Source organism: Stenotrophomonas indicatrix, assembly GCF_002750975.1.
Taxonomy (GTDB): Bacteria; Pseudomonadota; Gammaproteobacteria; order Xanthomonadales; family Xanthomonadaceae; genus Stenotrophomonas; species Stenotrophomonas indicatrix.
In genome coordinates this window covers 4,008,990-4,022,311 of record NZ_PEJS01000001.1, presented here as the reverse complement: position 1 = coordinate 4,022,311, position 13,322 = coordinate 4,008,990, and the positions used below count along the sequence as shown (strand labels likewise).

Below are 13,322 nucleotides of genomic sequence, written 5' to 3'. Positions count from 1 at the left end.
CCCAACCCCGTCGATCAGCGTTGCTTGTCGCCGCCGCTTTCCGCGTCCGAGCCGCGCGTGCCGGGTGTCTCTTCGATGGCCAGGTTCCTGCGCGACAACGGCTGAAGGTCGCCTTCCATTGGGTGGGTGCCGACCGTTGGTCGGCAGGATGCCTTCAGTAGATCCACGCCATGCGTGGATGATCGCCGCGCACGGAAACAAAAACATCCACGCATGGCGTGGATCTACTTGTCGTCGCTTTCCGCGTCCGCTTCGAACAGGTGCATCAGGTCGTTGCGGGCATCGCGCGAGGTCTGGATCACGGCGGCCTCGTCGTCGTAGACCAGGTACTGGTCGCGCAGCAGCTTCTCGTCGTGCTCGCGGAACTGCTGCACATGGCGCTCGGCCACGTTCGGTGCCACGCCCAGCGCGGTCAGCACGCGCCCGCTCATTTCCAGGCTGGTACCGAATACTTCGCGGAACGGTTCGGCCGACATGTCCATCAACCGCCAGGCATGCTGGCGGTTGCGCGCACGCGCCAGCACCGTCGCGTCCGGGTACAGGCGGCGCACCATGCGCACCGCCCGCAGGTTGGTTTCCGGGTCGTCCACGGTGATCACGAAGACGTCGATGTGCTCGCCACCGGCGGCGCGCAGCATCTCCGGCCGGGTCGGATCGCCGTAGTACAGCTGGTTGCCGAAGCGGCGCAGGTCGGCCACCGTGTCCGGGTTCGCCTCCAGTGCCACGAACGGCACCTTCTGCGCGGTGAGCAGGCGCGCGATCACCTGGCCGAAGCGGCCCATGCCGGCAATCAGCACCTTCGGGCGATTGTCCGGCGCCACCTTGTCGGCCTCCGCCGCCTGGCGGGGCGCGACCTTCTCCTCGCCGAGCAGGCGCATCAGGGCGATCATCAGCAACGGGGTGATCGCCATCGACAGGCCGACGATCGCCACCAGCCGGTCATGGTTGGCATTGCCCAGCAGATGCGCACGCTGGGCTTCGTTGAACACCACGAAGGCGAATTCGCCGCCCAGCCACAACACGCTGCCCAGCAGCAACGACTGCCGCGAGCTGAGTCTGGCGATGCGGCCGATGGCGTACAGCAGGCTGAACTTCACCACCAGCAGGATCGCCACGCCCGCAGCGATCATCCACGGTTCGGCGGCGATGCGGTCCAGGTCGATGCCCATGCCCACGGCAATGAAGAACAGGCCCAGCAGCAGACCCTTGAACGGCTCGATCTGCGATTCCAGCTCATGCCGGAATTCCGAATCGGACAGCAGCACGCCGGCCAGGAATGCCCCCAGGCTGGGGCTCAGGCCGGCTTCCTGCATGAACCAGGCGGTGCCCAGCACCACCAGCAGTGCGGTGGCGGTGAACACCTCCGGGCTGCGGGTGCGGGCGATGATGCCGAACACCCGGCGCAGCACCGGCCGCCCGCACAGGATCACCACCGCCAGCGCGCCCAGCGCGACGGCCGCATCTTCCCAGCGCAGCGTCTCGTTCTTGACCCCGCCCAGCAGCGGAATCGCGGCCAGCAGCGGAATGGCGATCAGGTCCTGGAACAGCAGGATGGCAAACCCCAGCCGGCCATGGTCGCTGTTGATCGCCTTGTGTTCGGACAGCAGCTGCAGGCCGACCGCAGTCGACGACAGCGCCAGCGCCACGCCCACCACCAGCGCGCTCTTCCACTGGAAGTGATCGAGCAGCAGCAGGCCGCCCAGCACCAGCCCGGACAGCGCCACCTGCGCCGCGCCCGCACCGAACACCGAGCGCCGCATCACCTTCAGCCGGGCCGGGGACAGCTCCAGCCCGATCACGAACAGCAGCATGACCACGCCGATCTCGGCCGCGCCGAGGATGCGGTCGGCGTCCTGTACGAAGCCCAGACCGTCCGGCCCCAGCACCACGCCGGCCGCCAGGTAGCCCAGCACCGCGCCGAAGCCGAACTTCTTGAACACCGGCACCGCGATCACCGCGGCCAGCAGCAGCACCAGTGCCAGTTCCAGACCACCGCTATGCATGGGAATACCTGGTCATCGGGAGGCCGGCTGTGCGTCCGTTCGGCGGGGAGGGGAAGCGCGGCGGATGCCACCTGGTCATTATGCGCGCGTCGCTGTGTACGCACGAGAACGGCAGCGGGCCCATTGTCCGGTCAGCGTGGCGGGTTGACCTGCACCGACCGCAGGTCCAGACTGCCCGCCGCTGCCGGCGTGTCCGTCAGTACACCCCTCCGGAGTCCCCAACCCATGTCCAGCGACAGTAGAAGTCGACCTCGGTCGACGCCAGCGATGGCCACCGCCTGACACCGGGACGGTTTGCCTGCGTTGGCGTTGCGCGAGGTCGCACCCCATGAAGGCGAATCACCATGAACCAGAAGCAATTGCTGCGTCCGGTGGCCGATGCCGCAGCATTGTCGGCACCGCTGGCGAACTACAACACCGCCGACGCGGTGGAATTCCTCAACACGCTCGAACTGCAGCGCGCCGCCGAGACGCTGGCCGCGCTGTCGCTGCCGCGTGCAGTGAAGATGCTCGAGGCGCCGGAGCTGCACCGCAGTGGCGAACTGGTTGCCGCACTGCCGCCGGCACGCGCCGCCGCGCTGCTGGGGTTGATGGCCGACGACCGTGCCACCGATATCGTCCACGAGCTGGATGAAGAAGAACGCGCGCGGCTGATTCCGCTGCTGGGCAACGAAGCCCGGCAGACCATCCAGAAGCTGCTGAGCTACCCGCCGAACACCGCCGGTGCGCTGATGACTACCGAGTTCGTCGCCGTGCCCGCCACCTGGACCGTGGCCCAGACCCTGCAGCACATCCGTCAGGTCGAACGCACGCGCGAGACCGTGTATGCGATCTACGTGCTCGACCCGGCCAACCAGCAGCTGCAGCAGGTGGTGACCATGCGCCGGCTGATCACCGGGCTGCCGGAGGAATCGATCCTGGATGTGGCCCAGGTCAATCCGCCGGTGATGGTGGATGCGCAGATGGACCAGGAAGACGTGGCGCGGCTGATCCGCCGCCACGATCTGCTGGCCATTCCGGTGGTGGACGCGCAGCAGCACATGCTCGGCATCGTCACCGTCGATGACATCCTCGATGCGCTGATCGAAGAGTCCACCGAAGACGCGCACAAGTTCGGCGGCATGGAAGCGCTGGACAAACCGTACATGCAGATCGGCTTCTTCGAGATGCTGCGCAAGCGCGCCGGCTGGCTGAGCGTGCTGTTCGTCGGCGAGATGCTGACCGCCAGCGCGATGCAGCACTACGAGGACGAACTGGCGCGCGCGGTGGTGTTGACCCTGTTCATTCCGTTGATCATGAGCTCGGGTGGCAACTCCGGTTCGCAGGCGACCTCGCTGCTGATCCGCAGCCTGGCGCTGCGCGAACTGCGCCTGCGCGACTGGTGGAAGGTGGCACTGCGCGAAGTGCCCACCGGCATGGTGCTCGGCGCCATCCTCGGTTGCCTGGCCATCGTACGCATCGTGATCTGGCAGCTCGGTGGCTTCCATGACTACGGCGAACACTGGATCCTGCTGGCGATCACCATCGGTGCCGCACTGGTGGGCATCGTCACGTTCGGCTCGCTGTCCGGGTCGATGCTGCCCTTCATCCTCAAGCGGCTGGGCTTCGACCCGGCCAGTGCCTCGGCCCCGTTCGTGGCCACCCTGGTGGATGTGACCGGACTGGTCATCTACTTCAGCATCGCCGCGATGATCCTGCACGGGACGCTGCTGTAACGGGGGGCGTCATCCACGCATGGCGTGGATCCACTGGTTCTGGCCGGCGTAGCAGATCCACGCCATGCGTGGATGCGATGCCAGGTTCCTGCGCACGATCATGCCGCCGCAGCGCCGGTCCGTGTAACGTAGGCACATGAGTACCTACCACCTGCAGTCCGTGTTCCGTCCGCAGTCGGTCGCGGTGATCGGCGGCAGCCCGCGTGAGCGCTCGGCGGGCCGCGCAGTGATGCGCAACCTGCGCGGCACCGGCTTCCCCGGCAAAGTGGCATGGATCAACCCGCGCCATGCGGAGATCGATGGCATCCGCACGGTGAAGCGGCTGAAGGACCTGGACTGGGTGCCGGAACTGGTGGTGATCACCGCACCGGCCGCCATCGTGCCGCAGGTGGTACGCACCGCTGCCGAACGTGGCGTGCAGGCCGCGATCATCCTCACCGCGCACCTGGGAGAAGGCCCGGGCTCGCCATGGGCACAGGTGGAGGCCGCCGCGCGCGCGCATGGCCTGCGCATCCTCGGCCCGCACTGCCTGGGCGTGATCGCACCACATGCACGGCTCAATGCCAGCATCGCCGCGCATTTCCCACAGGCCGGCGACCTCGCGCTGATCTCCGAATCCTCGGCGATCGCCGCCGCCCTGGTGGAATGGGGCGTGGCGCGCTCGGTAGGGTTCTCCGCCGTGGTTTCGCTGGGCGACACCATGGACGTGGACTTCGGCGATCTGCTGGATTATTTCGCCACCGACTACCGTACCCGCGCCATCCTGCTCTATGTCGAGCAGATCAAGGACGCGCGCAAGTTCATGTCGGCCGCGCGCGCCGCTGCGCGTGCCAAACCCGTGGTGGTGGTGAAGTCCGGGCGCGCCGAACGGGTACAGCCGGGCAGCGCCGATACCCACGTGCAGGCACTGGCGCGCGCCGATGATGTGTACGGCGCGGCATTCAACCGTGCCGGCCTGCTGCGGGTGAGCGCGCTGGACGAACTGTTCACCGCGGCCGAGTCGCTGGGCCGGCTTGGCACCTTCCCCGGTCGTCGCCTGGCCATCCTCAGCAACGGCGGTGGCGTCGGCCACCTGGCGGTGGACCAGCTGATCGCCCTGCAGGGCACGCTGGCGCAACTGTCCGACAGCACCGTGCAGAAGCTGGATGCGGTACTGCCGCAGGGCTGGACGCGCAGCAACCCGGTCGACATCGTGGTCGACGCCGATGGTGATCGCTATGCCACTGCCATCGAAGCGTTGCTGGCCGACAGCGAGAACGATGCGGTGCTGGTGGTCAACGTGCCTACCGCGTTCACCTCGTCGGCCGATGCGGCGCAGGCGCTGACCCGTACGCTCGGCCTGCGCCCGCGCCACCACCGCGACAAGCCGGTATTCGCGGTGTGGCTGGGCAACGACGACCAGGCCACTGCCACCCTCAATGCCGCACGCGTGCCGACCTATCCCACCGAAGCGGAGGCCGTGCGCGGCTTCCAGCATCTGGTGCGTTACCGGGAGGCACAGAGTGCGTTGATGGAAACGCCGCCGAGCCTGCCGCAGGATTTCAGCGTGGATACCGCGCGTGCGCGCGCGCTGGTCGAAGCCGCGCTGGCCAATGGCCAAGGCTGGCTGGACCCGTTGGCCACCCATGAACTGCTGAAGGCCTACGGCATCCCCTCTGCACCGGTGATGCATGCGCGCGATGCGCACGAGGCGATGGACCTGGCGCAACCCTTGCTGGAGCGTGGCGCGACGGTCGCGCTGAAGATCCTGTCGCCCGATATTCCGCACAAATCCGAAGTGGATGGCGTGCGCCTGAATCTGGCGACGCTGCCGGCGGTGCAGAGCGCGGCCAAGGCGATCCTTGCCCGTGCACGCCAGCTGCGGCCGGACGCGCGCATCGACGGCCTGCTGGTGCAACCGACCATCGTCCGCCCGAAGGCGCGCGAGATCATCGTCGGCATCGCCGACGACGCCACGTTTGGACCGGTGATCGTGGTCGGGCGCGGTGGCACGGCGGTGGAAGTGATCAACGACAAGGCACTGGCGCTGCCGCCGCTGGACCTGCGCCTGGCCCACGAGCTGATCGGCCAGACGCGGGCTTCGCGCATTCTCAAAGCCTATGGCGACGTGCCCGCCGCCGACGAGCGCGCACTGGCACTGGCGCTGGTCAAACTGGCGCAGCTGGCGGCGGACATTCCCGAAGTGCGCACGCTGGACATCAATCCCCTGCTGGTGGACAGCAAGGGCATCCTCGCGCTGGACGCGCGCGTTGCGGTTGCGCCGTCGCGCATCCTGCACAAGGGCCGTGGCCATCCACGCTTCGCCGTGTTCCCGTATCCGAAGGAATGGGAGCGCACCATCGAGCTGTCCGATGGCGGTCGCGCGTTCGTGCGCCCGGTGCGGCCGGAAGATGACGCGCTGTTCCGTGCGTTCTTCGCGCGTGTCAGCGACGAGGATCTGCGTCTGCGTTTCTTCCAGTCGGTGAAGCATTTCAGCCACGAGTTCATCGCCCGCCTGACCCAGCTGGACTACGCCCGCTCGATCGCATTGGTGGCGCTCGAACCGCGCAGCGGCGAAATGCTCGGCGCGGTGCGACTGCATGCCGATGCGGATTACCACCGTGGCGAGTACGGCATCCTGATCCGTTCGGATCTGAAGGGACACGGCATCGGCTGGCGCCTGATGGCGATCATGATCGAGTACGCCAAGTGGCTGGGCCTGGATGTGGTGGAAGGCCAGGTGCTGCGCGAGAACAGCACCATGCTGGCGATGTGCCAGAGCCTGGGCTTCAAGACCCGGCTGGACCCGGACGACCCGACGGTGATGATGGTGACGTTGCCGGTGCAGCAGGTGGAAGTGCCCGACGTCCCGCCGGTGGCGTGACCGTGACCGTAGCGCCGGGCCATGCCCGGCGGAACATCGGATTCAACGCAGCGGCTCGACCACCACCGCCGTGCCATAGCACAGCACTTCGGTCAGGCCGGTCATCACATCGGTGGCGTCGTAGCGCATGCCGATGACCGCGTTGGCACCCAGCTGCCGCGCATGCTTGACCATGTCACGATAGGTTTCCTCGCGCGCCTGCTCGCACAGCTCGGTGTAGATGGTGATGTTGCCGCCGAAGATCGTCTGGATGCCGCCAAGGAAGTTGCCCACGATCGAGCGCGAGCGCACGGTGATGCCGCGTACCACGCCCAGGTTGCGCGCGATGCGGTAGCCGGGCAGCTCGAAGGCGGTGGTCACCATCGAATCCTCGAAGCGCGCTGCGGACGTGGTCGGGGCACCGCTGTTGTAGGGGTCGGCCATGGGTGTCTGGTCGTGTTGTGGGTTTGAAGACGCCACAATACCCGCATGACCGACCGTATTCCCCTGCTCCTCCTCCCGGGCCTGCTCAACGACGCCGAACTCTGGCGCGCGCAGCTGGCCGACCTGGCCGATATCGCCGACTGCACCGTGGGCGACCAGACCCGCGGCGAGACCCTGCAGGCCGTTGCCGAGGAGGTACTGGCGCAGGCGCCGGAGCGGTTTGCGCTGGCCGGTTTCTCACTGGGCGGCTTCGTCGCCCAGCAGATCCTGCGCACCGCGCCGGAGCGGGTGCTGCAGCTGGCCCTGATCGACACCTCGATCCATGCCGACTCCCCGGAACGTGCCGAACAGCGCCGCAGCCAGCGCGCCAGCGTGCGCCTGCCCGGTAAATTCCACGGCTTTGGTGACGCGCTGATGCGCAGCTATATCGGCGCCTCGCGGCTGGACGACTACGTGCTGGTGCAGCGCGTGCGTGACATGACCGCACGGCTGGGTGCGGAGGTGTTCCTGCGCCAGAGCGCGCTGGAGCGCAGTGATGGCCACGATGTGCTGGCCGGCTACCGCGATCCGCTGCTGATCGTCTGTGGTGCGAACGACCGCATCACGCCGTTGGCGGTGAGCGAGGAGATGCACGCGCTGGTGCCGCATTCGCAGCTGGTGGTGGTGCCCGATTGCGGGCACCTGGCACCGATGGAGAAGCCGGACGAGGTGAGTGCGGCAATGCGCGGATGGTTGTTGCAGTACTGATGGATCCGCCGGGCATGGCCCGGCGCTACCCACCGTCATCCGGTAGCGCCGGGCCATGCCCGGCGGCCGTTCTTCAATCCCAGGCCGGTGCGATGCCTTCCGGATTGGCCAGGCGGTGGCCACGGTCCAGCTTGGCGATCTGCGCCATGTCGTCTTCGGTCAGGCGGATCGCGGCGGCTTCCAGGTTGCTGGCCAGGTTCTCGCGCTTGGTCGATGACGGAATGACCGCGTAATCCTGCTGAAGCGCCCATGCCAGCGCGATCTGTGCCGGGCTGGCCTGATGACGGCCGGCGATGGCCTGGATCACCGGGTCCTTGATCACCTCGCCGTAGGCCAGGCTCATGTAGGCAGTGACGCGGATCCCGTTGTCCTGCAGGAACTTCACCAGCAGGCGGTTCTGCAGGTAGGGGTGGATCTCGATCTGGTTGGTGGCGATGGCATCGGCGCCGAGGATCTCGATCGCCTTGCGGGTCTGGGCGATGGTGAAGTTGGAGATACCGATCTCCCGGGTCAGCCCCTGTGCCTTGGCCTCAGCCAGGGCAGGCAGGTATTCCTCCATCGGCGTATCGACCTTGTCGTTTGGTGACGGCCAGTGGATCAACGCCAGGTCGACATGGTCGGTGCGCAGCTTTTCCAGGCTGGTGCGCAGGCTGGCCAGCAGCGCATCGCGCTTGAACTCGGTGATCCACACCTTGGTGGTCAGGTAGATCTCGTCACGCGGCACGCCCGACTCGGCGATGGCCTGGCCGACCTCGGCTTCGTTGCCGTAGATCTGCGCGGTGTCGATGGCGCGGTAGCCGACGTCCAGCGCGTTGCGCACCGAGTCGATCACGGTCTGGTCTTTCAGGCGGAAGGTGCCGAGGCCGAAAGCGGGAACAGTCATGGAGAACTCCAAAGCGGGGGAAGGAGGTGATCGCAAAGGGTAGGGCAGGGGCCGTGTGCATGCCGGCAACGGTGCATTGCATGCATCAGTGCGCGCTCACCGCAATGCCTTCGGCGCGATCGTCGATACCGTCGCGACGGTCCAGGCGGCCGCTGAGAGCCGTCAGTGCGAACGCACCGACCACCACCAGCGCACCCAGCCACGGCGTATGCATCAGGCCGATGTGCTCGACCACCAGGCCGCCCAGCGACGCACCCAGCGCGATGCCGATGTTGAAGGCGGCGATGTTCAGGCCCGAAGCCACATCGGTCGCCTGCGGTGCGTAGCGCTGTGCCTGCTTGACCACGTACACCTGCAGGCCGGGCACGTTGCCGAACGCCACCGCGCCCAGTGCCAGCACGGTCAGCAGCATCAGCCAGGTGTTGTGGGCGGTGAAGGTCATGACCAGCAGCACGATGGCCAGCAGCGCGAAGATGCGCTTCAGCGCGGGAATCGGGCCCATGCGGTCGGCCATGCGGCCGCCCCACAGGTTGCCGATCGCCACCGACACGCCATACACCAGCAGCACCAGGCTGACCGCGTTGGCCGAGAAGCCGGTGACGTCCTGCAGGATCGGCGCCAGGTAGGTGAAGGACAGGAAGGTGCCGCCGTAGCCAAGCGCGGTGATGGCATACACCATCAGCAGGCGCGGCTGCGCAAGCACGCCCAGCTGCTGGCGGAAGGTGGCCGGCGCGCTCTGCGCCAGCCCGCGCGGCACGAACAGCAGGCTGCCCAGCAGCGCGATCACGCCCAGGCCGGCCACGGCCAGGAACGTGGCGCGCCAGCCCAGGTGCTGACCGATGAAGGTGCCCAGCGGCACGCCGGTCACCAGAGCTACGGTCAGGCCGGTGAACATGATGGCGATCGCGCTGGCGGCTTTCTCCTTCGGCACCACGGCGGTGGCGATGATCGAGCCGATGGAGAAGAACACGCCGTGTGCCAGGCCGGTGAGGATGCGGGCAACGATCAGCGAGGTGTAGCCCGGTGCCATCCATGCGATGACATTGCCGAGGGTGAACAGCACCATCAGCGCCACCAGCAGGGTCTTGCGCGGCACGCGGCCGGTAAGCGCGGTCAACACCGGCGCGCCGACGGCCACGCCCAGGGCATACAGGGAGACCAGCAGGCCGGCCGAGGGCAGGCTGACCTGCAGGTCGGCAGCGATGGTCGGGATCAGGCCGACGATGACGAATTCGGTGGTGCCGATGGCAAAGGCACCGAGGGTCAGCGCCAGCAGGGCGAGCGGAATGCCACGGATCATGACAGTGTCCAGAGGGAAGGAAGGCGCGCAGTGTGCGCGGCCGACCTTTGCCGAAAAACCGGTCTTCACGCCAATCACTCTTGCCGCGTGGTCAATAATGACGCCATGAAAACCACCCTCGACGAAATGCAGGCCTTCCTGGCGGTGATCGACAGCGGTTCGATCAGCGCGGCTGCCGAGCAGCTGGGGCAGACACCTTCGGGCGTGAGCCGCGCGCTGGGCCGTCTGGAGGACAAGCTGGGCACGACCCTGCTGACCCGCACCACCCGCCGCCTGCACCTGACCGCCGAGGGCGAGGCCTATCTGCGCCATGCGCGGGCGATCATCGATGCGGTGGAATCGGCCGAGGAACAGATGGCGGCGCGGCGCGAGCGTCCGGCTGGCCGGCTGCGGGTGGATGCAGCGATGCCGTTCGTGCTGCACGTGATCGCGCCGCTGGTCGCTGGTTACCGCGCGCGCTATCCGGACGTGCAGCTGGAGTTGAACAGTTCCGAGCGCTACATCGACCTGCTGGAACGGCGCACCGATCTGGCGATCCGTATCGGCCCGCTGGCCGATTCCACCCTGCATGCGCGGCCGCTGGGGCGCTGCCGGCTGCAGGTGCTGGCCAGCCCGGCCTATCTGGCCACGCGTGGCGAGCCGGCCAGCGTGGTGGCATTGGGTCAGCACACGCTGCTGGGGTTCAACGAGCCGGAGTCATTGAACCGTTGGCCGCTGCCGGGTGATGCCGAGGGGCAGCTGCTGGTGCGCCCGGACATCGCGGTGTCCAGCGGCGAGACCCTGCGCACGCTGGCGGTGGAGGGCGTGGGCATCACCTGCCTGTCCGACTTCGTGACCGAACGCGACCGCGCGGCCGGCACCCTGGTGCCGGTGCTGGCCGCGCAGACGCTGGATGTGTACCAGCCGATCCATGCGGTGTACTACCGCAACACGGCCGTATCGGCACGGATCAGCTCGTTCCTGGATTACCTGGGCGAGGCGATGGCCGCATCGGATTACCTGCGCTGATGGAGTGTCCGGGTTGCCGGCCAGCGGCCGGCACTACCGGGAATCGCACGCATGGTAGTGCCGGCCTCTGGCCGGCAACCCCCACACTGCCCGGTGGATCCGTCAGGCCGCGCGCGCCAGCGCACCCTTGCTCGCCGTCGCGGTTCCCAGATCAAACACATCCACCGCTTCGATCAGGCGATCCGCCTGCTGTTCCAGGCTGCGTGCCGCGGCGCTGGCTTCTTCCACCAGCGCGGCATTCTGCTGGGTGGTGCCATCCATCTGGATGATGGTCTGGCTGACCTGCTCGATGCCGGCCGACTGCTCCTGCGACGCAGCGGAGATCTCGGCCATGATGTCGGTCACGCGCTGCACCGACGCGACGATCTCGGCCATGGTGTCGCCGGCCTGGCGCACACGCTGCGTACCGTGGCCAACCTGTTCCACCGACGCCTCGATCAGCGATTTGATTTCCTTGGCCGCTGCCGCCGACCGCTGCGCCAGCGTACGCACTTCACTGGCGACCACCGCGAATCCACGGCCCTGCTCGCCTGCACGCGCCGCTTCCACCGCTGCATTCAGCGCCAGGATGTTGGTCTGGAACGCGATGCCGTCGATGACGCTGATGATGTCGGCGATCTGCCGCGACGAGCCTTCGATCGCATCCATCGTCGCCACGACCTGGCCGACCACTTCACCGCCGTGCGAGGCCACGCTGTGCGCACCGATCGCCAGCTGGTTGGCCTGCCGCGCGTGCTCGGCGTTCTGGCGCACGGTGGAGGTCAGTTCCTCCATCGACGCGGCGGTTTCTTCCAGGTTCGCCGCCTGTTGTTCGGTGCGGCGCGACAGGTCGTTGTTGCCGGCGGAAATTTCCGCAGCGGCGGTGTGGATGCTGCCGGAGGCGTGCTTGATGTCGCTGACGATCGTCGCCAGCTGTGCAGCGGTGGCGTTGGCATCCCCCGCAATGCGGGCGAACACGCCCTGGAAGTCGCCGTCCATACGCGCACCCAGGCGACCATCGGCAATGGCACGCAGCATGGCCGAGACCTCGCCCAGGTTCTGTTCGGTGGTCTGCATCAATCGGTTCAGGCCATCGACCATCGCGCGGAAATCATGCTCGAAGCGCGCACTGTCGCCGCGCTGGCTGAAGTCGCCCGCTGCCGCAGCTTCGGCCAGGCGGCGGATCTCGCCGTTGATCGCGCCCAAGTTGGATTTGACCGCATCCAGCGCCTCGGTGATGACGGCCTTCTCGCCGGGCAGGCGCTCCATGTCCAGGCTGAGATCGCCCACTGCATAGCGGCCCATGATCGTGATCGCGCGCATCTTCACCTGGATGTGCGCATCGACCAGGGTGTTGGTGTCGGCCACCATCGTGCCGTAGGCGCCGGGGAAGGCGCTGCTGTCCATGCGGTGGCTGATCGTGCCGGCGTCGTGTGCCCTGGCCATCGCGGTCTGCGCATCAAGCACGCCGCGCAGGGTGCTCTGCACGGCCTGCATCGCCTGTGCCAGGCGACCGATCTCGTCGCGGCTGCGCACCTGCACCACGTGGTCGAGGTCACCGGCGGCGACCGCACGCGCGGCCGCTTCCACCGCCAGCACCGGCTGCACCACAGCGCGCCGCAGCCACCAGCCAAGGGCGATCAGCAGCAGCACGGCGGCGCCGATGGTCAGCGCGGCGCACGCCACCAGCACCTGCCGGGAATCCTGCGAACGCGCGTTCACTGCAGCCTCGGCTACCTCGGTGGCACGCACGCTCAGGGCATCCAGCGCACTGGCCACCGGACGGTCCTTGCCACGCACCAGGGAATCGCCCACCGCCGGGTCGTAGCTGGCGTCAGCGAAGGCCTGCAGTGCGGCGTGGTAGTCCTGCTGCAACTGTGCGTGCAGGCCGGAAAACGCCTGCGCCAGTTCGCGCGTGCGCGCATCGGGGCTGGCGGCCAGGCCCGTGGCCAGTTCGGCAACGACGCGGCCTTCGTTGTCGAAGGCCTGCAGGTGATGCTGGCGCAGCGCGTCATCGTGGCCGCGCAGCAGCACGTTCTTCCACTCCTGTACCTGTCCGCGGAATTCGCGTTGCAGGCGCTCGGCGTCACGGCTGTGGGCAACCTCCGGCGGTACGTCGGTGGACAGCTTCAACCAGGCCGACGCCAGGCCCGCCAGGGCGCATACCAGGACAACAGCCAGACCAACAGAAACGGCACCGAGCAGCTTCGACTGCAGCCGCGGCGCATGGGAAGAGGCTTTCATGGGACGAGATCTCGGAAGGGGTGCGATGCGGTATCGACCGTCCTTTAGCGCTCTGAAGTGCGATGCGTGTCACATTCCCGTTCTGTTTAGTGATGTGAAGAATGTGTTTCATTGGACAAATGTGTCCATATGGAACGAAAGAAGACCCTCGACAGGT

Annotated in this window: 9 protein-coding genes; 4 read left to right on the top strand and 5 right to left on the bottom strand. The window is 67.3% G+C overall.

Going from position 1 to position 13,322, the window contains the following annotated elements; all coding sequences use genetic code 11:
• Positions 1-224 precede the first annotated feature (224 nt).
• Complete coding sequence (locus tag CR918_RS18565) at positions 225-2,003, bottom strand: monovalent cation:proton antiporter-2 (CPA2) family protein (protein WP_080149582.1); 1,779 nt, start codon at positions 2,001-2,003, stop codon at positions 225-227.
• 344 nt (positions 2,004-2,347) lie between these two features.
• Here CR918_RS18565 and mgtE point away from each other — a divergent pair, with 344 nt between their 5' ends.
• Positions 2,348-3,718, top strand: a complete 1,371-nt coding sequence (gene mgtE / locus CR918_RS18555) for a magnesium transporter (RefSeq protein WP_025877611.1) — start codon at positions 2,348-2,350, stop codon at positions 3,716-3,718.
• Positions 3,719-3,854: 136 nt separating this feature from the next.
• Positions 3,855-6,581, top strand: a complete 2,727-nt coding sequence (locus CR918_RS18550) for a bifunctional acetate--CoA ligase family protein/GNAT family N-acetyltransferase (protein WP_099844117.1) — start codon at positions 3,855-3,857, stop codon at positions 6,579-6,581.
• 42 nt (positions 6,582-6,623) lie between these two features.
• Here the strand turns inward: CR918_RS18550 and CR918_RS18545 are convergent, their stop codons facing one another.
• Positions 6,624-7,004 carry a YbjQ family protein gene (locus CR918_RS18545; RefSeq protein WP_032976817.1) on the bottom strand — a complete coding sequence of 127 codons (381 nt, stop codon included), beginning with the start codon at positions 7,002-7,004 and terminating at the stop codon, positions 6,624-6,626.
• A gap of 45 nt (positions 7,005-7,049) precedes the next feature.
• On the opposite strand from CR918_RS18545, the gene CR918_RS18540 reads away from it, so the two are divergent.
• Complete coding sequence (locus tag CR918_RS18540) at positions 7,050-7,751, top strand: alpha/beta fold hydrolase (protein ID WP_099844115.1); 702 nt, start codon at positions 7,050-7,052, stop codon at positions 7,749-7,751.
• 73 nt (positions 7,752-7,824) lie between these two features.
• Here CR918_RS18540 and dkgB read toward each other — a convergent pair whose 3' ends face one another.
• Together dkgB and CR918_RS18530 are read right to left on the bottom strand one after the other, a co-directional pair.
• Positions 7,825-8,634: a 2,5-didehydrogluconate reductase DkgB gene (dkgB, locus tag CR918_RS18535; protein ID WP_033832513.1), complete on the bottom strand. Its 810-nt coding sequence runs from the start codon at positions 8,632-8,634 to the stop codon at positions 7,825-7,827.
• An 85-nt stretch (positions 8,635-8,719) separates the two neighbouring features.
• Positions 8,720-9,934 carry an MFS transporter gene (locus tag CR918_RS18530; protein WP_059065570.1) on the bottom strand — a complete coding sequence of 405 codons (1,215 nt, stop codon included), beginning with the start codon at positions 9,932-9,934 and terminating at the stop codon, positions 8,720-8,722.
• A gap of 105 nt (positions 9,935-10,039) precedes the next feature.
• Here CR918_RS18530 and CR918_RS18525 point away from each other — a divergent pair, with 105 nt between their 5' ends.
• On the top strand, positions 10,040-10,942 hold the full coding sequence (locus tag CR918_RS18525; RefSeq protein ID WP_099785830.1) for a LysR family transcriptional regulator: 903 nt from the start codon (positions 10,040-10,042) through the stop codon (positions 10,940-10,942).
• A 102-nt stretch (positions 10,943-11,044) separates the two neighbouring features.
• Here the strand turns inward: CR918_RS18525 and CR918_RS18520 are convergent, their stop codons facing one another.
• Complete coding sequence (locus tag CR918_RS18520; protein ID WP_099844113.1) at positions 11,045-13,165, bottom strand: methyl-accepting chemotaxis protein; 2,121 nt, start codon at positions 13,163-13,165, stop codon at positions 11,045-11,047.
• Positions 13,166-13,322 lie beyond the last annotated feature (157 nt).